Raw genomic sequence first — 17,243 nt, forward strand, 5'->3', positions numbered from 1 at the left:
GGTAGTCGGACGGTCCGGGCGGGTCCCGGACCCACCCTCCCGCACGCCTCCGCGCCCCTTTCACGCCCCCGCCCCGACGGATGCGCCGGGCCGGACGGATGCGCCGGTCAGCCGGCGGCGGGTACGCCGGTCAGCGGGCGGCCGACTTCAGCGGGACCGCCGGGTCGGCGACCCGGTCCGGGTCCACGGGGGTGCCCGCCTCGATCAGCTTGCGGCCCTGGGCCAGGTCCCGGGGCCGGCCCACGGCCAGGACGGCGACCAGGACGCCCGCCCGCAGCCAGCACACCGACCACGTCGCCCCGGCCGGGTCCCCCCGCCACACGAGCGTGTCGGCGCCCCCGTGGTGCCCGGCGTACTGCACGAACCGCCCGAACTGCTCGGACCAGAAGTACGGCACCGGGTCGTAGATCCGCGCGGGCTCCCCGGCGGGTGCGGCGGGTGCGGCGGGTGCGGCCGCGGCGGCCAGGATGTTCGCCGCGACCGTCCGCGGCCCCTGGAGCGCGTTGTCCCAGTGGTGCACCAGCAGCCGCGTTCCGTACCGGGCGGAGGGGAACGACGCGCAGTCCCCCACGGCGTACACGTCGGGCAGCGAGGTCCGCAGGCCCGCGTCGGCGGTGACCGCGCCGTCCGGGCCGAGTTCCACGCCCGTGCCCGCCAGCCAGCCGGTGGCCGGCCGGGCCCCGATGCCGACGACCACCGCCCCGGCGGGCAGCTCACGCCCGTCGGCCAGCAGCACGCGCCCGGGCTCGACGCCGGCGACCCTGGCTCCGGTCTCCAGCCGGGCCCCCGCCTGCTCGTACCAGTCGGCCATGGGGGCGGCGACCTCCTCCGGCAGGGCGCCGGCGAGCACCCGGCCGGCGGCCTCGACCACGGTCACCGCGCAGCCGGCCTCCCGGGCGGCGGTGGTGAACTCGGCGCCGATCCAGCCGGCGCCGACGACCACGACGTCCGGCGCCGCCGCGAGCACCGGACGCAGCCGCTCGGCGTCGTCCAGGGTCCGCAGCAGGTGGACGCCCGCGACCCCCTCGGTGCCCGGCAGCGTCAGCGGCTCCGCGCCGGTGGCCAGCACCAGGACGCCGTACGGGACGGGGCCCGCCGGGGTGTCCACGACGTGGTCGGCGGCCCGCAGCCCGGTGACCTCGACGCCGAGCCGCAGCTCGATGCCGAGGCCCTCGAAGTCGACGTCGAAGGCGGAGTCCTCGGCCTTGCCGAGCAGGACCGCCTTGGACAGCGGGGGGCGGTCGTAGGGCTGGTGGGGCTCGGCGCCCAGCAGGGTGACGGGGCCGGTGAAGCCCGCTTCCCGCAGGGCGACCGCGGTCTGCACGCCCGCCATGCCGGCGCCGACGATGACGACGGCCGGCGCCGGCTCTGCGTATTGCCTCTTGTACGTCTGCTCGCTCACGCCGCCCAGCCTAATCATCTGACGAACCGTCAGGAATAGCGGAGCGGGGCGAGACCGGGAGGCAGCCTTACCCGGGCTCCGGCGCCGGGGTTAGGCTGGCCACCGTACCTATCGCGGGAGCCCGGACGCACCGGGCTGAGAGGGAGGCTGGACGGCCTCCGACCGTACGAACCTGATCCGGGTCATGCCGGCGAAGGGAGGGGCTGGACACCCATGCACGCATCCACGGACAGAACGGACACGACAGCCGGAGCGGCGCGCGCGGCCGGAGCCGACGTCCTCGTCATCGGGGGCGGGATCATCGGCCTGGTCACGGCCTGGCGGGCCGCGCGGCGGGGCCTGCGCACCGCGCTCGCCGACCCGGCACCCGGCGGCGGCGCCGCCCGCGTCGCGGCGGGCATGCTGGCCGCCGTCACCGAGCTGCACTACGGCGAGGAGACCCTGCTGGGCCTCAACGTCGCCTCCGCCGAGCGCTATCCGGAGTTCACCGCCGAACTGGCCGAGGCCAGCGGCGGCCTGGACGTCGGCTACCGCGCCTGCGGCACCCTCGCCGTCGCCCTCGACGCCGACGACCGCCTCCACCTGCGCGAACTGCACGCGCTGCAACGGCGCTGCGGGCTGGACTCCCAGTGGCTGACCGGCCGCGAGTGCCGCCGCCTGGAGCCGATGCTGGCACCGGGCGTCCGGGGCGGCCTGCGCGTCGACGGCGACCACCAGGTCGATCCGCGCCGACTGGCTGCGGCCCTGCTCGCCGCCTGCGAGCGGGCCGGGGTGAGCGTCCACCGGGCGAGCGCCTCGCGGCTGACCGTCACCGCCGACCGGGCCTCGGGCGCGGAGCTCGCCGACGGTACGCGGCTGTGCGCGGACCAGGTGGTCCTGGCCGCGGGCAGCCTCAGCGGCCGGCTGGCCGGCGTACCGCCGCAGGCCCTGCCGCCGGTCCGGCCGGTCAAGGGCCAGGTCCTGCGGCTGGCGGTACCCCCGGCGTACGCGCCGTTCCTGTCCCGGACGGTACGGGCCGTCGTCCGCGGCAGCCACGTCTACCTGGTGCCGCGCGAGAACGGCGAGCTGGTCGTCGGTGCCACCAGCGAGGAGCTGGGCTGGGACACCACGGTCACGGCGGGCGGGGTGTACGAACTCCTGCGCGACGCCCACGAGCTGGTGCCCGGTATCACCGAACTCCCGCTCACCGAGACGCAGGCGGGGCTGCGCCCCGGCTCCCCCGACAACGCGCCGCTGCTCGGCCCGACCGAACTGCCCGGCCTGCACCTGGCGACCGGCCACTACCGCAACGGGGTGCTGCTGACCCCGCTGACCGGTGACGTCATGGCCGAGGTGCTGGCCACCGGCGAACTGCCGGACGTGGCCCGCCCCTTCTCCCCCCGGCGGTTCGCCGCCCCCGCCCCCGCCGCCCGCGAGGAGACCTTCGTATGACCATCTCCGTGAACGGCGAACCCCGCGAGATCGCCCCCGGCACGACCCTGGCCGCGGTCGTCGCGACGCTGACCACCGCCCCGTCCGGGGTGGCGGCGGCACTGAACGAAACGGTGGTGCCGCGCGGCCAGTGGCCCGCGACGCCCGTCGGCGAGGGCGACCGCGTCGAGATCCTCACCGCGGTCCAGGGAGGCTGAGCACACATGGCTGACGACATCCTCCGGCTCGGCGACCGGGCCTTCTCGTCCCGGCTGATCATGGGTACGGGCGGGGCGCCGAGCCTGGACGTGCTGGAACGGGCGCTGGTGGCTTCCGGCACGGAACTGACGACGGTGGCGATGCGGCGGCTGGACCCGACGGTCCAGGGCTCGGTGCTGTCGGTCCTGGACCGCCTCGGCATCCAGGTGCTGCCGAACACCGCGGGCTGCTTCACGGCCGGCGAGGCGGTGCTGACCGCGCGGCTGGCGCGGGAGGCGCTGGGCACCTCGTGGATCAAGCTGGAGGTGGTGGCCGACGAGCGGACGCTGCTGCCCGACGGCGTCGAGCTGCTGGACGCCGCCGAGATCCTGGTGGACGAGGGCTTCACGGTGCTGCCGTACACGAACGACGACCCGGTCCTCGCGCGGAAGCTGGAGGACGTGGGGTGCGCGGCGATCATGCCGCTGGGGTCGCCGATCGGATCGGGGCTGGGGATCCGCAACCCGCACAACTTCGAGCTGATCGTGGAGCGGGCGTCGGTTCCCGTGATCCTGGACGCGGGGGCCGGTACGGCGTCCGACGCCGCGCTCGCGATGGAGCTCGGGTGCGCGGCGGTGATGCTGGCGTCGGCGGTGACCCGCGCGCAGGAGCCGGTGCTGATGGCGGCGGCGATGCGGGACGCGGTGGCCGCGGGCCGGCTCGCGCGGCGTGCGGGCCGCATCCCCCCGCGCCGCTTCGCGGACCCGTCGTCCCCGATGTCGGGCCGCGCCGCCCTGGACCCGGAACGCCCGGCGTTCTGAGCCGGGGCCGCCGTACCCGGACGCCGCGCCTCAATCGCCGACGGGGCTCAAAGATCGGGGCTCCGCCCCCACTCCCCCGCGCCTCAAACGCCGGCGGGGCTGGATAGGTGCGCCTCAATCGCCGGCGAGGCTCAAAGATCGGGGGCTCCGCCCCCGGACCCCCATACGTGCGCTCCGCGCCTGTGCGCTCAAACGCCGCGCGGGCTGGAAATGCCACCGCGCGGGCTGGAAATGCCGCTCCGCGGCATCCCAGCCCCGCGCCGGACAACCTTCCAGCCCCACTGGGCACCCCTCCAGCGCCGCCGGGCACAAATCCAGCCCCGCCGGCGTTTGAGGCGCGGGGGCGTGGGGGCGGAGCCCCCGCATGGCCGGCTGCGCCGGGCGCCCGCTCCCGCGCCACCGGGCACCCAATCCAGCCCCGCCGGCGTTTGAGGCGCGGGGGTCCGGGCGCGAGTCCACGGCGTGAAGGACGTCACAGGTGCGCTGCAACCAGGGGCGCACCGGTCGGCCCCGCGGGACCCGCTCGTAGAATCGCCGGGTGGACACGACCCTGGATGACCCCCTCGTCGGGCAGACGCTCGACGGCCGCTACCGCATCGACGCCCGCATCGCGGCCGGCGGCATGGCCACGGTCTACCGGGCCGTGGACACCCGCCTCGACCGGGTGCTCGCGCTGAAGGTGATGCACCCGGCGCTGGCCGCCGACACCGGCTTCGTCGACCGTTTCATCCGCGAGGCGAAGTCCGTGGCCCGGCTGGCGCACGCCAACGTCGTGGCGGTCTTCGACCAGGGCACGGACGGCCCGTACGTCTACCTCGCCATGGAGTACGTCTCCGGCTGCACCCTGCGCGACGTGCTCCGCGAGCGCGGTGCCCTCCAGCCCCGCGCCGCCCTCGACATCCTCGAACCGGTCCTCGCCGCCCTCGGCGCCGCCCACCGCGCCGGTTTCGTGCACCGGGACATGAAGCCCGAGAACGTCCTGATCGGCGACGACGGCCGGGTCAAGGTCGCCGACTTCGGGCTGGTCCGCAGCGTCGACACGGTGACCAGCACCACCGGTGCCGTCCTCGGCACCGTCTCCTACCTGGCCCCCGAGCAGATCGAGAGCGGAGTCACCGACACCCGCGTCGACGTGTACGCCTGCGGCGTCGTGCTGTACGAGATGCTCACCGGCGCCAAGCCGCACACCGGCGGCTCCCCCGCCCAGGTGCTGTACCAGCACCTCCACGAGGACGTGCCGCCCCCGTCCGCCGCCGTCCCCGGGCTGCCGGCCGCGCTGGACTCCCTGGTGGCCACGGCCACCGCCCGCGACGCCGCCGCCCGCCCCCACGACGCCGTGGCCCTCCTCGCCCTGGCCCGCGAGGCCCGCGCCGCCCTCACCGACGCCGAGCTGGACGCCGTACCGCCGCAGGCGCTGGCCGCGGACCGGTCCGACGCCGAGGACCGCACCAGCGTGATCCCGCGCCCGGTGACCGCGTCGCGCCTCCCGCAGCCGCAGCCGCAGGACGTGCAGCACACCTCGCGCCTGGAACGGCCGCCCCTGCCCGAACCCGCCCCCGCCCCCGGGCGGCGGCGGTCCGCGGTGCGGGAGCGGCCCCGCGCGGCCTACCTGGTCATCGCGGCGCTGGTGCTCGTCCTCGGGCTCGGCACCGGCGTCTGGTACATCAGCTCGGGGCAGTTCACCAACGTGCCGAACCTGATCGGCAAGAGCGAGGCGCAGGCCCGCCAGGAGCTGTCCGCGGCCGGACTCGGCGTGAAGAAGATCGAGAAGAAGTTCAGCAGCACCGTCGAGCGCGGCGCGGTGATCGCCACCGACCCGGCCGGCGGCCGGCGGATCCGCGGGAACGGTTCGGTGGGGCTGACCGTCTCGCGCGGGCCGGAGATCGTCACCGTCCCGTCCGTGAAGAACATGCCGTTGGAGAAGGCCAAGGCCGAGCTGAAGAAGGTCGGGCTGGAGCCCGGCCTGGTCACGCAGGCCTTCAGCCAGGACGTCGCCCAGGGCGCGGTGATCACCACCGACCCGGAGCCCGGCGTCGGCCGGGCCCCCGACACGGCCGTCGCGATGGTCGTCAGCAAGGGCCGGCCGGTGCAGGTGCCCGGCGTGGTCGGCCGGCCGGTGGACCAGGCGCGGGACCAGCTGCAGGACGCGGGCCTGAAGGTCGAGATCGCCACCGAGCAGGTCAACTCCCCCGAGCGGGCGGGTACGGTCGCCAACCAGTCCGTGGGTGCGAACGCCCAGGCCGCGGCCGGCGACACGGTGACCCTGACGGTGTCCAAGGGCCCGCGCCAGCTGCCGGTGCCGGACGTCACCGGCAAGGAGGCCGACGACGCGCGCCGGGCGCTGGAGGCCGCGGGCTTCAAGGTGAAGGTCGACCGGCCGCTCATCTCCTTCAGCAAGACCGTGGAGAGCCAGTCGGTGCCGGGCGGCCAGAACGCCCCCGAGGGCAGCACGATCACCATCAGGATCAAGGGACTCTAGGGCGGGGCCGGACAGTGAAGCGCAATCCGGTCGGCGGACACGTGCCCGTCGCGGGCGGGCTCGCCAAGGTGGGGCTGACGTACGCGCGGGAGATGGCGGCCGAGGCCGTGCAGGTCTTCGTCGCCAATCCGCGCGGCTGGGCCACCCCCGCCGGCAACCCGGCGCAGGACGAGCAGTTCCGCGCGCAGTGCGCGGCCGCCGGGATCCCAGCGTACGTGCACGCCCCGTACCTGATCAACTTCGGTTCGCACACGGCGGCCACCGTGGAGAGGTCGGTGGAGTCCCTGCGGCACTCGTTGCGCCGGGCCCGCGCGATCGGGGCGCTGGGGGTGGTGGTGCACACCGGTTCCGCGACCGGCGGCCGGCCGCGTGCACAGGCGCTGGCCCAGGTGCGGGAGCACATGCTGCCGCTGCTGGAGGAGCTGACCCACGAGGACGACCCGTTCCTGCTGCTGGAGTCGACGGCCGGGCAGGGCTCCTCGCTGTGTTCGCGGACCTGGGACTTCGGGCCGTACTTCGAGGCGCTGGACGCCCATCCCAGGCTCGGGATCTGCCTGGACACCTGCCACATCTTCGCGGCCGGCCACGACCTGGCCGGGCCGGGCGGCACCAAGGAGACCCTGGACCTGCTGGTGGACACGGTCGGGGCGGGGCGGCTGAAGCTGATCCACGCCAACGACTCCAAGGAGGAGGTGGGCGCCCACAAGGACCGGCACGCGAACATCGGCCAAGGTCACATCGGGCGCGAGGCCTTCGCGGAGCTGTTCACGCACCCGGAGACGGCGGGCGTACCGCTGATCATCGAGACGCCGGGCGGCAAGGAGGGGCACGCCGCGGACGTGGCGCTGCTGAAGGAGCTCCGGCCGGATCCGTGAGCGGCCGCCGCCCCGCGGACACCCGTTGAGGAATACCCCAGGGGGGTATACGGTTCCTGCTGTTGCGCAGGGACCGCACTCCGGCGTACTCCGGCTTTCGAGGGGGTTGTCATGGACCACCAGCACCACACCCACCACGAGCACCACACCCACGACCACCACGACCACGCGACGCACGGCGACGGCGTCGGCGTCGGCCACGGCGGAGCCGGCTGGGGCATGGCCGCCCGCGCCACGCTGCACTGCCTCACCGGCTGCGCCATCGGCGAAGTGCTCGGCCTGGTCATCGGCACCGCGCTGGGCTGGGGGAACGTCGCGACCATGGCCCTCGCCATCGTCCTGGCGTTCCTCTTCGGCTACGCGTTCACCCTGCGCGGGATCCTGGCGGCGGGCGTGGGCCTGCGTACCGCCGTCCGGGTGGCGCTGGCCGCCGACACCCTCTCCATCGCCGTGATGGAGCTGATCGACAACGGCGTGATCGCCCTGTGGCCCGGCGCCATGGACGCGCACCTGTCGGACCCGATGTTCTGGATCGTGCTGGCGATCGCGCTCGCGGCCGCCTTCGTGATCACGACGCCCGTCAACAAGTGGATGATCGGCCGCGGCAAGGGGCACGCCGTGGTGCACCAGTACCACTGACACACCCGCCGAACTACAGTTCCGGGCCGTCCCCCGGCTCCTCCTGGTACGAGAAGCGCTGCTCGCGCCAGGGGTCGCCGATGTTGTGGTAGCCGCGCTCCTCCCAGAAGCCGCGGCGGTCGGCGGTCATGTACTCCACGCCGCGCACCCACTTGGGGCCCTTCCACGCGTACAGGTGCGGGACGACCAGGCGGAGCGGGAAGCCGTGCTCGGCGGTGAGCGGCTCACCGCCCTGGTGGGTGGCGAAGACCGTGCGGTCGGAGGCGAAGTCCGACAGCCGCATGTTGGAGCTGAACCCGTATTCGGCCCACACCATCACGTGCGTGACCTGCGGCGCCGGCGGTGCCATCGCCAGCACGGTGCGCGCGAGCACACCGCCCCATTCGGCCCCCGTCATGCTGAACTTCGTCACGCAGTGGAGGTCCGCGACGACCGAGGTGAACGGCAGCGCCGAGAACTCCTCGTGGTTCCAGCAGTGCTTGTCGCCGTCGGCGGTCGCGCCGAACACCCGGAACTCCCACCGGTCCGGCTTGAATTTGGGCACGGGCCCGTAATGGGTGACCGGCCAGCCCCGCTGCAGCCGCTGCCCCGGGGGAAGCTCCAGCTGCTCTGCTCCCGGAGATTCCCGGCTTTCCGGCTGACCCATGACTCCATGGTGACAGACCTGCGGGGGTGGTCATGACCAGGTGGCCGGGATTCGGGCAACTCCTACTAAGGAGGCACTTACTGGACGACCTCCGACGGCGGTGCAAGGATGCGGCCAACTCCCCCAGCCGGCGCTGGGAGGGGCCCCAGCCCCGTCACTTGCTTGGAAGGAGCCTTACGCGATGCAGGGCGACCCCGAGGTCCTCGAGTTTCTGAACGAACAGCTCACCGGTGAACTCACGGCGATCAACCAGTACTGGCTGCATTACCGGATCCAGGACAACAAGGGCTGGACCAAGCTCGCCAAGTACACGCGTGAAGAGTCCATCGACGAGATGAAGCACGCGGACAAGCTGACCGAGCGCATCCTGATGCTCGACGGCCTGCCGAACTACCAGCGCCTCTTCCACGTACGGGTCGGCCAGACCCTGACGGAGATGTTCCAGGCCGACCGCCAGGTCGAGGTCGAGGCGATCGACCGGCTCAAGCGCGGGATCGAGGTCATGCGCGGCAAGGGCGACATCACCTCCGCCCGCCTCTTCGAGGACATCCTGGAGGACGAGGAGCACCACATCGACTACCTGGACACCCAGCTGGAACTGATCGAGACCCTGGGCGAGCCGCTCTACATCGCGCAGCTGGTCGAGCAGCCGGAGAGCTAGGCCGCTTCGGCCAGCTCCGCCTCGGGAGCCAGGACGGCGGCCGGGGCGCTGCCCTTCTCCAGCAGCTCGCGGCGCGGGCACGCACCACGGCCCAGAAGGCCCTGGATGGTGCGGACGCAGGAGCCGCAGTCGGTGCCGGCCTTGGTGGCCGAGGCGATCTGCCGGGGGGTGCACGCACCGGCGGCCGCGTGCTCCTTGACCTGCTTGTCGGTGACACCGAAGCAAGAGCAGACGTACACGCGGTTCACCTCCCTGGCAGGAACGGTTCAGTGGCCATCCCCGGCGATTCGGTGAGGCTTACCTAACCCTACCCGGACTTAGGGTCACCTTAAAAGCCCTCGAAACGACGATGGGGCACGGATCACATGGATCCGTGCCCCATCGTCGTACGAACATACGTACTGATCAGATCACTGGTCGCGGTACATCTCGGCCACCAGGAACGCCAGGTCCAGCGACTGGCTGCGGTTGAGCCGCGGGTCGCAGGCCGTCTCGTAGCGCTGGTGCAGGTCGTCGACGAAGATCTCGTCGCCGCCGCCCACGCACTCGGTGACGTCGTCACCGGTGAGCTCGACGTGGATGCCGCCCGGGTGGGTGCCCAGCGCCTTGTGGACCTCGAAGAAGCCCTTGACCTCGTCGAGCACGTCGTCGAAGCGGCGCGTCTTGTGGCCGGACGCCGCCTCGAAGGTGTTGCCGTGCATCGGGTCCGTGACCCAGGCCACGGTCGCGCCCGAGGCGGTGACCTTCTCGACCAGCTCCGGGAGCTTGTCGCGGACCTTGTCGGCGCCCATGCGGACGACGAAGGTGAGCCGGCCCGGCTCCCGCTCGGGGTCCAGGCGGTCGATGTACGTCAGCGCCTCGTCGACCGTGGTGGTCGGGCCGAGCTTGATGCCGACCGGGTTGGCGATCTGCGAGCAGAACTCGATGTGCGCGTGGTCCAGCTGGCGGGTGCGCTCACCGATCCACACCATGTGGCCGGAGGTGTCGTACAGCCGGCCGGTGCGCGAGTCGGTGCGGGTCAGCGCGCCCTCGTAGTCGAGCAGCAGCGCCTCGTGCGAGGAGTAGAACTCCACCGCCTTGAACTCGGCCGGGTCGGTACCGCAGGCCTTCATGAAGTTCAGCGCGTTGTCGATCTCGCGGGCGAGCTGCTCGTAGCGCTGGCCCGAGGGGGAGGACTTCACGAAGTCCTGGTTCCAGGCGTGCACCTGGCGCAGGTCGGCGTAACCACCGGTGGTGAAGGCGCGCACCAGGTTCAGCGTCGAGGCGGACGCGTGGTACATCCGCTTCAGCCGCTCGGGGTCCGGGATCCGGGCCTCCTCGGTGAACGCGAAGCCGTTGACGGAGTCGCCGCGGTAGGTCGGCAGCGTCACCCCGTCGCGGGTCTCGGTGTCCTTCGAGCGCGGCTTGGAGTACTGGCCGGCGATACGGCCGACCTTGACGACGGGGACGGAAGCGGCGTACGTGAGCACGGCCGACATCTGGAGGAGGGTCTTGAGCTTCGCGCGGATGTGGTCCGCCGACACGGCGTCGAAGGCCTCGGCGCAGTCGCCGCCCTGGAGCAGGAACGCCTCGCCCTTGGCGACGGCTCCCAGCCGGGCGCGCAGCTGGTCACATTCGCCCGCGAAGACGAGCGGAGGATACGACTCGAGGTCCGCGACGACAGCGCGCAGAGCCTCGGCATCGGGGTACACAGGCTGCTGCGCCGCGGGAAGGTCTCGCCAGGAGGTGCCACCGGCGGCGGTGGTCTTAGCGTTCACGGTCACGTCCTCAACATTACGGCGTCACACGGCGCGTCCAGTCCGCTGCCCACCAGGTGAGACAGATGTCTGTCATGTCGGGCACGCTCCCGCGCCGGCCCCGGTCCGTGGGCTAGAGTCGGCGGCATGTACGCGCACTCCGACCAGAACTGGTGGTGGACCGCTCATCCGGCGGCCCACTGACTGCGCGTACCCGTAACCGACGCGAAGGCCGCCCGAGGGGCGGCCTTCTCGCGTATGCGGGCCGTTCCTCTCCCCTCCCCGGAAAGGTTCCGCCCGATGACCGTCAGCCGACTGCTCGACGCCGACTGCCCGCCCTTCGCCCTGCTCCGCCGCCGCACCCCGGGCCGCGACCACGACACCGTCGAGGTGCTGATCGGTCCCGTCCACGAGGCCGAGCGCCTGGCCGACCTGCCGGTGGGCCCGCTGCCCACGCTCGCGCTCGTGCCGTTCCGGCAGATCCGCGAGCGCGGGTTCGACGTGCGCGACGACGGCACGCCGCTGGCGGTGCTGGCCGCCGAGGAGGCGTACGAGGTCCCGCTCGCCGACCTGCTCGAGCAGCTGCCCGCCCACGACGTACGCGTCGAGGACGGCGGCTTCGACGTCCCCGACGCGGCGTACGCCGAGATCGTCGAGCGGGTGATCGAGGACGAGATCGGCCGGGGCGAGGGGGCCAACTTCGTCATCCGGCGCACCTACGAGGGCCGCGTCGACGGCTTCGGCCGGGCGGACGCGCTGGCCCTCTTCCGGCGGCTGCTGCTGGGCGAGCGCGGCGCGTACTGGACGTACGTCGTCCACACCCCGGAGCGCACGCTGGTCGGGGCCAGCCCCGAGGTGCACGTACGGATGTCGGGCGGCACCGTCGTGATGAACCCGATCAGCGGGACCTACCGCTATCCGGCCGGGGGCGCCACGGCCGAGTCCCTCCTCGCCTTCCTCGGCGACCGCAAGGAGACCGAGGAGCTGTCGATGGTGGTCGACGAGGAACTGAAGATGATGTGCACGGTCGGCGACCGCGGCGGGGTGGTCGTGGGCCCGCGCCTGAAGGAGATGTCCCACCTCGCGCACACCGAGTACGAGCTGCGCGGCCGCTCCTCGCTGGACGTGCGGGAGGTGCTGAAGGAGACGATGTTCGCGGCGACGGTGACCGGCTCGCCCGTGCAGAACGCCTGCCGGGTCATCGAGCGCTACGAGCCCCTCGGGCGGGACGGGACGGGCCGCGGCTACTACGCGGGCGCGCTCGCGCTGCTCGGCCTCGACGGCGCCGGGGGGCAGACGCTGGACTCCCCGATCCTGATCCGCACCGCCGACATCACGGCCGACGGCCGGCTGCGGGTGCCGGTGGGCGCGACGCTGGTCCGGCACTCCGACCCGGCGGGTGAGGTGGCGGAGACCCACGCCAAGGCGGCCGGGGTCCTGGCGGCGCTCGGGGTCCGGCCGGCGGCGCCGCGGCCGCCCGCCGCGGCGGCGGGCCTGGCCGCCGACCCGCGGGTGCAGGCGGCGCTGGCCTCCCGGCGGCGGGACCTGGCGCCGTTCTGGCTGCGGATGCAGGACCGGCCGGCCGGCGGCCGCGGCCACGCGCTGGTGGTGGACGGCGAGGACACCTTCACGGCGATGCTCGCCCACGTGCTGCGGGTGTCGGGGCTGGCGGTGACGGTACGCCGCTACGACGACCCCGGGCTGCGGGCGGCGGCCCTGGCGTGGACGGGGCCGGTCGTCCTGGGCCCGGGGCCGGGGAACCCGGCGGACGGGGCCGATCCGAAGATGCGGATGCTGCGGGGGCTGGCGGGTGATCTGCTGGCCGGGCGCGGCCCGGGGCACCGGGGCGGCCTGCTGGGGGTCTGCCTCGGGCACGAGCTGCTGGCGGCCGAGCTGGGCCTGCCGCTGGTCCGCAAGGCGGAGCCGGCGCAGGGCGCGCAGCTGCGGATCGACCTGTTCGGGCGGGAGGAGGTGGTGGGCTTCTACAACACGTTCACCGCGCGGTGCGACGAGCGGGCGGCCGAGCGGCTGGCCGTGCGGGGCGTGGAGGTCGCCCGTGACCGGGTCACGGGCGAGGTGCACGCGGTGCGGTCGCCGGCGGCGGGCTTCGCGGGCGTCCAGTTCCACCCGGAGTCCGTCCTGACGCTGCGCGGCGCGACGATCCTGACCGAGCTCCTGACGGGGGTCGCGACCCCGGCCTAGCCCGTCCGCTGCGCGGGGCCCACTCAAACGCCGGCGGGGCTGGATGTGCCGCTGCGCGGCACTTCCAGCCCGCGCGGCGTTTGAGCGCACGGGCGCGCAGCGCACGTACGGGGGTCCGGGGGCTTGCCCCCGGTTACGGGAAGGGGCGGGGTGGGGAAAGGCTCCGCGCAGCGGATACCCGGCCGCTCAGCCGAAGAACACGCCGGCCTCCTCGTACAGCGCGGGGTCCACCGTCTTCAGCTTCGACGTCGCCTCCACGATCGGCACCCGCACCACGTCCGTGCCCCGCAGCGCGACCATCTTGCCGAAGTCCCCGTCGCGCACCGCGTCGATGGCGTGCAGCCCGAAGCGGGTGGCCAGCCAGCGGTCGAACGCGCTGGGGGTGCCGCCGCGCTGCACGTGGCCGAGGACCGTCGTACGGGCCTCCTTGCCGGTGCGCGCCTCGATCTCCTTGGCCAGCCACTCGCCGACGCCCGAGAGCCGCACGTGCCCGAAGGAGTCGGTCGTCGCGTCCTTCAGGACCATCTCGCCGTCCTTGGGCATGGCGCCCTCCGCGACCACCACGATCGGCGCGTAGCTCGCCTTGAACCGCGACGTCACCCAGGCGCACACCTGGTCGAGGTCGAAGCGCTGCTCGGGGATGAGGATGACGTTGGCGCCGCCCGCCAGGCCCGAGTGCAGGGCGATCCAGCCCGCGTGCCGGCCCATCACCTCGACGACCAGCACCCGCATGTGCGACTCGGCGGTGGTGTGCAGCCGGTCGATGGCCTCGGTCGCGATGCCGACGGCGGTGTCGAAGCCGAAGGTGTAGTCGGTCGCGGACAGGTCGTTGTCGATGGTCTTGGGCACGCCGACGCACGGGATGCCGAACTCGGTGTGCAGCCGGGCCGCCACCCCCAGGGTGTCCTCGCCGCCGATCGCGATGAGCGCGTCGACCTCGTACTTGGCGAGGTTGTCCTTGATGGCGCGCACGCCGTTCTCGGTCTTGAAGGGGTTGGTGCGCGAGGAGCCCAGGATGGTGCCGCCGCGCGGCAGGATGCCGCGGACCTCCGGGATCCCGAGGGGGACGGTGTCGCCCTCCATGGGCCCGCGCCAGCCGTCCTTGAAGCCGATGAAGCCGTACCCGTACTCCTGGACGCCCTTGCGGACCACGCCCCGGATCACCGCGTTGAGCCCGGGGCAGTCGCCGCCACCGGTCAGCACTCCGACCTTCATGGAATCTCCCTTCGCCATGACGGTCACGCTAGTGGTGACTCAGGTCACAACAGGGGCTCCAGAACGGCCATTTCCGGTGAATTCGAGAGTGCCCGGGTGGACCCGTTCACTCGTACGAGGAACGAACGGGCCGGACGTCGGGCCGGACATCGGGTCAGACGTCGTCCAGGCCCCGCTCGATCGCGTACCGCACGAGCTCCACGCGGTTGTGCAACTGCAGCTTGCCCAGGGTGTTCTGGACGTGGTTCTGGACGGTGCGGTGCGAGATGACCAGTCGCTCCGCGATCTGCTTGTACGACAGCCCCTTGGCGACCAGCCGCAGCACCTCGGTCTCGCGGTCCGTCAGTTGCGGGGCCTTCGGCTCGTCCGGCGCGGCCGGGGCCGGGTCGCTCGCCAGCCGCCGGTACTCGCCGAGCACCAGACCGGCCAGGCCGGGGGTGAAGACCGGGTCGCCGACGGCGGTACGGCGCACCGCGTCGATGAGCTCCTCGGCGGCCGCGGACTTCAGCAGGTAACCGGTGGCACCGGACTTGACCGCCTCCAGGACGTCGGCGTGCTCGCCGCTCGCCGACAGCACCAGCACGCGCAGCGCCGGGTTGGCGCCGACCAGTTCCTTGCAGACCTGGACGCCGGGCATCCCGGGCAGGTTGAGGTCCAGGACCAGGACGTCCGGGCCCACGGCCCGGGCCCGCCGGACCGCCTGGGGGCCGTCCCCGGCGGTGGCCACCACGTCGCAGCCGGCCGCCGCCAGGTCGCGGGCGACCGCGTCGCGCCACATCGGGTGGTCGTCGACCACCATGACCCTGATCGGCGCCTGCGCCCGCGTGTCCGCGGCCGCCCCGCCCGTCTGCGTCCCGCTCATCGTCCCGCCCCGTTCCTCGGTACCTTCAACTCGACTTCCGTGCCCTGCCCGGGTACGGACACCAGCTCGGCGGTGCCGCCCAGGTCCCGCAGCCGCCCGCGGATGGACTGCGCCACGCCCAGCCGGCCCTCGCCGGCCGCCTGGTCCAGCCGCCCGGCCGGGATGCCCGGCCCGTCGTCGCGGACGGTGACGATCACCTCGTCGCCCCAGTCCTCGACCAGGATCCAGGCCCGGGCGCCCTCGCCCGCGTGCTTGCGGACGTTGTCCAGGGCCGCGCCGACGGCGGCCGCCAGCTCCTTCGCCGCCGGCACCGCCAGCATCACGGGGGCGCCCGGTTCCGCGAAGCTCACCCGGGAGCCGGCGTGCGGGGCGAGCAGCGTCCGCAGGTCCAGCTCACCGGCCCCGGCGCCGTCCCCGCCGCCGGCCTCGTCCACCTCGACGGCGGCCACCAGGGCCCCGTGCGCGGGGGCCGAGGAGACCCGGGAGGGCGGCACCAGACCGCTGGAGACCAGGGTGCGCAGGGCCACCTCCTGCTCCCCGGCCATCCGGCCGATCTCGGCGGCCTCGCCGCCCAGCTCGGCGCCGCGCCGCTGGACCATCGCCAGGACCTGGAGGACCCCGTCGTGGATGTCCCGGGCGAGCCGCTCGCGCTCGCGGGTGGCGGCCTCGATCTCCAGGGCGCGGGCGAGGGTCGCCTCGCTGGCCCGGGCGACCTCGACGACGTACCCGATGGCCACGGAGGCGACCCAGACCAGCAGCACGTTGTGCAGGGTGTCGCGGGTGGGGTCGCCCTGGTGGACGACGATGTTCGCCACCGCCACGACGGTCGAGGCGACCGCGGCCCAGCGCCAGCCGCCCTTGAGGGCGAAGGCGAGCACCGAGCCGGCCGTCCAGATGGTGGGCAGCGTGGGGCCGCCCGCCACGATCCGCTCGTGGGTGTCGGCGAGCGGCGTCAGCAGGATGCCGGCGACCGCGACGCTCAGGTCGGCCCCGAGGAAGCGCTTGGTGCAGCTGGCGGCGTTCGCGACCCTGGGCAGGGTGGCCAGCGTCCACACGGCGAGGACGGCGAGGTAGCCGACCGCCACGCCGGGGTGCGGGAAGCGGCGGTAGGCGGAGGCGAACAGCAGCACCGCGTACAGCATGGTCAGCACCCGGTACGCGGTCAGCGCGCGCCACAGCGGCAGCTCGACCGACATTCGTACGACGCGCTCGCGTCTGGCCATCTCCCCCACCCGTCGCGGGCGGTCCCCGCCCGTCGTGCTATTCCGCGGTCTTCTCCGCGGCGGCCGCCTTCTCGGCGTCCCTGGCGGCCTTCTCGGCCTCCTTCTCCGCCTTCTCGGCATCCGCGATCTGCCGCTTGGCGGCGGTGGCGTAGATGTCGACGTACTCCTGGCCGGAGAGCTTCATGATCTCGTACATGACCTCGTCGGTCACCGAGCGCAGGATGAAGCGGTCGCTGTCCATGCCGTGGTAGCGGGAGAAGTCCAGCGGCTTGCCGATCCGGATCCCCGGGCGCATCAGCTTGGGGACGATCTTGCCGGGCGGCTGGATCTTCTCGGTGTCGATCATCGCGACGGGGATCACGGGCGCGCCGGTGGCCAGCGCCACCCGGGCCAGGCCGCCGGGCTTGCCCCGGTAGAGCCGGCCGTCGGGCGAGCGGGTGCCCTCGGGGTAGATGCCGAAGAGCTCACCGCGCTCGATGACCTCGATGCCGCTCTTGATGGCCGCCTCGCCCGCGCCGCGCGCGCCGGAGCGGTCCACCGGCAGCTGGCCGACGCCCTTGAAGAACGCCGCGGTCAGCTTGCCCTTGACGCCCGGCGACGTGAAGTACTCCGCCTTGGCGATGAAGGTCACCTTCCGGTCCAGGACGGCCGGGAGGAAGAAGGAGTCGGAGAAGGACAGGTGATTGCTTGCGAGGATCGCCGGCCCCTCGGCGGGAATGTTCTCGAGGCCCTCCACCCACGGCCTGAAGGCGAGCTTCAGGGAACCCCCGATGGAGAACTTCATTGCGCCGTAGATCAACTCGAAAGCCTTCCTGTGTCCTGTCGAACAGACCTTAACCCCTGGCCGTGCCTCCGGGGCCCTACGGCCCTGGTC

Annotated in this window: 17 protein-coding genes and 1 riboswitch; of the genes, 9 read left to right on the top strand and 8 right to left on the bottom strand. The window is 73.3% G+C overall.

All coding sequences use genetic code 11. The features are described 5' to 3' along the window. Positions 1-130: 130 nt before the first annotated feature. Positions 131-1,402, bottom strand: coding sequence for an NAD(P)/FAD-dependent oxidoreductase (locus ACZ6KO_RS09530; RefSeq protein ID WP_469302287.1), 1,272 nt, complete (start codon positions 1,400-1,402; stop codon positions 131-133). Between the two features lie 103 nt (positions 1,403-1,505). Then, positions 1,506-1,618: riboswitch (TPP riboswitch) on the top strand. Here ACZ6KO_RS09530 and thiO point away from each other — a divergent pair. The 6 genes from thiO to ACZ6KO_RS09560 all read left to right on the top strand — a co-directional run bounded on the left by thiO (position 1,616) and on the right by ACZ6KO_RS09560 (position 7,824). Beyond that, positions 1,616-2,833, top strand: a complete 1,218-nt coding sequence (thiO, locus tag ACZ6KO_RS09535) for a glycine oxidase ThiO (RefSeq protein WP_469302289.1) — start codon at positions 1,616-1,618, stop codon at positions 2,831-2,833. (Overlaps the previous riboswitch by 3 nt.) Next, complete coding sequence (thiS, locus tag ACZ6KO_RS09540; protein WP_150210271.1) at positions 2,830-3,030, top strand: sulfur carrier protein ThiS; 201 nt, start codon at positions 2,830-2,832, stop codon at positions 3,028-3,030. The genes thiO and thiS overlap by 4 nt, the downstream gene beginning before the upstream one ends. A 6-nt stretch (positions 3,031-3,036) precedes the next feature. Then, positions 3,037-3,831, top strand: a complete 795-nt coding sequence (locus tag ACZ6KO_RS09545) for a thiazole synthase (RefSeq protein WP_469302293.1) — start codon at positions 3,037-3,039, stop codon at positions 3,829-3,831. Between the two features lie 538 nt (positions 3,832-4,369). Beyond that, positions 4,370-6,310, top strand: a complete 1,941-nt coding sequence (pknB, locus tag ACZ6KO_RS09550) for a Stk1 family PASTA domain-containing Ser/Thr kinase (RefSeq protein WP_469302297.1) — start codon at positions 4,370-4,372, stop codon at positions 6,308-6,310. Between the two features lie 14 nt (positions 6,311-6,324). After that, positions 6,325-7,185, top strand: a complete 861-nt coding sequence (locus ACZ6KO_RS09555; protein ID WP_469302299.1) for a deoxyribonuclease IV — start codon at positions 6,325-6,327, stop codon at positions 7,183-7,185. A 111-nt stretch (positions 7,186-7,296) separates the two neighbouring features. After that, complete coding sequence (locus ACZ6KO_RS09560) at positions 7,297-7,824, top strand: DUF4396 domain-containing protein (RefSeq protein WP_469302301.1); 528 nt, start codon at positions 7,297-7,299, stop codon at positions 7,822-7,824. Between the two features lie 13 nt (positions 7,825-7,837). On the opposite strand, the gene ACZ6KO_RS09565 is transcribed toward ACZ6KO_RS09560, so the two are convergent. After that, positions 7,838-8,470: a sulfite oxidase-like oxidoreductase gene (locus tag ACZ6KO_RS09565; RefSeq protein ID WP_469302303.1), complete on the bottom strand. Its 633-nt coding sequence runs from the start codon at positions 8,468-8,470 to the stop codon at positions 7,838-7,840. Between the two features lie 181 nt (positions 8,471-8,651). Between ACZ6KO_RS09565 and bfr the strand changes: the two genes are divergently transcribed. Next, positions 8,652-9,131 carry a bacterioferritin gene (gene bfr, locus ACZ6KO_RS09570; RefSeq protein ID WP_469302307.1) on the top strand — a complete coding sequence of 160 codons (480 nt, stop codon included), beginning with the start codon at positions 8,652-8,654 and terminating at the stop codon, positions 9,129-9,131. Here the strand turns inward: bfr and ACZ6KO_RS09575 are convergent. Then, the gene (locus tag ACZ6KO_RS09575) at positions 9,128-9,370 is read right to left on the bottom strand and encodes a (2Fe-2S)-binding protein (RefSeq protein WP_469302311.1); all 243 of its coding nucleotides are present in this window, start codon (positions 9,368-9,370) and stop codon (positions 9,128-9,130) included. The genes bfr and ACZ6KO_RS09575 overlap by 4 nt on opposite strands. Before the next feature lie 171 nt (positions 9,371-9,541). Continuing rightward, positions 9,542-10,894, bottom strand: a complete 1,353-nt coding sequence (locus ACZ6KO_RS09580; protein WP_469302315.1) for a class II 3-deoxy-7-phosphoheptulonate synthase — start codon at positions 10,892-10,894, stop codon at positions 9,542-9,544. Positions 10,895-11,014: 120 nt separating this feature from the next. On the opposite strand from ACZ6KO_RS09580, the gene ACZ6KO_RS09585 reads away from it, so the two are divergent. Next, positions 11,015-11,071 (top strand): trp operon leader peptide, encoded by a 57-nt coding sequence (locus tag ACZ6KO_RS09585; protein WP_388854157.1) that lies wholly within the window; start codon positions 11,015-11,017, stop codon positions 11,069-11,071. Positions 11,072-11,167: 96 nt separating this feature from the next. Further along, the gene (locus ACZ6KO_RS09590) at positions 11,168-13,069 is read left to right on the top strand and encodes an anthranilate synthase family protein (RefSeq protein ID WP_469302317.1); all 1,902 of its coding nucleotides are present in this window, start codon (positions 11,168-11,170) and stop codon (positions 13,067-13,069) included. A 186-nt stretch (positions 13,070-13,255) separates the two neighbouring features. Here ACZ6KO_RS09590 and ACZ6KO_RS09595 read toward each other — a convergent pair whose 3' ends face one another. From ACZ6KO_RS09595 to ACZ6KO_RS09610, 4 genes are all read right to left on the bottom strand, one after another. Beyond that, positions 13,256-14,284 carry a 6-phosphofructokinase gene (locus tag ACZ6KO_RS09595; protein WP_469303812.1) on the bottom strand — a complete coding sequence of 343 codons (1,029 nt, stop codon included), beginning with the start codon at positions 14,282-14,284 and terminating at the stop codon, positions 13,256-13,258. A 154-nt stretch (positions 14,285-14,438) separates the two neighbouring features. Continuing rightward, positions 14,439-15,146, bottom strand: a complete 708-nt coding sequence (locus tag ACZ6KO_RS09600) for a response regulator (RefSeq protein WP_469302319.1) — start codon at positions 15,144-15,146, stop codon at positions 14,439-14,441. Further along, entirely contained in the window at positions 15,143-16,369 is a 1,227-nt protein-coding gene (gene macS / locus ACZ6KO_RS09605; RefSeq protein WP_469302321.1) for a MacS family sensor histidine kinase, read from the bottom strand. Before macS ends, ACZ6KO_RS09600 begins: the two co-directional genes overlap by 4 nt. Positions 16,370-16,406: 37 nt before the next feature. Further along, positions 16,407-17,153 carry a lysophospholipid acyltransferase family protein gene (locus tag ACZ6KO_RS09610; RefSeq protein WP_469303814.1) on the bottom strand — a complete coding sequence of 249 codons (747 nt, stop codon included), beginning with the start codon at positions 17,151-17,153 and terminating at the stop codon, positions 16,407-16,409. Positions 17,154-17,243: the final 90 nt, after the last annotated feature.

The sequence above is a fragment of the Streptomyces sp. NPDC042102 genome (genome assembly GCF_055582305.1).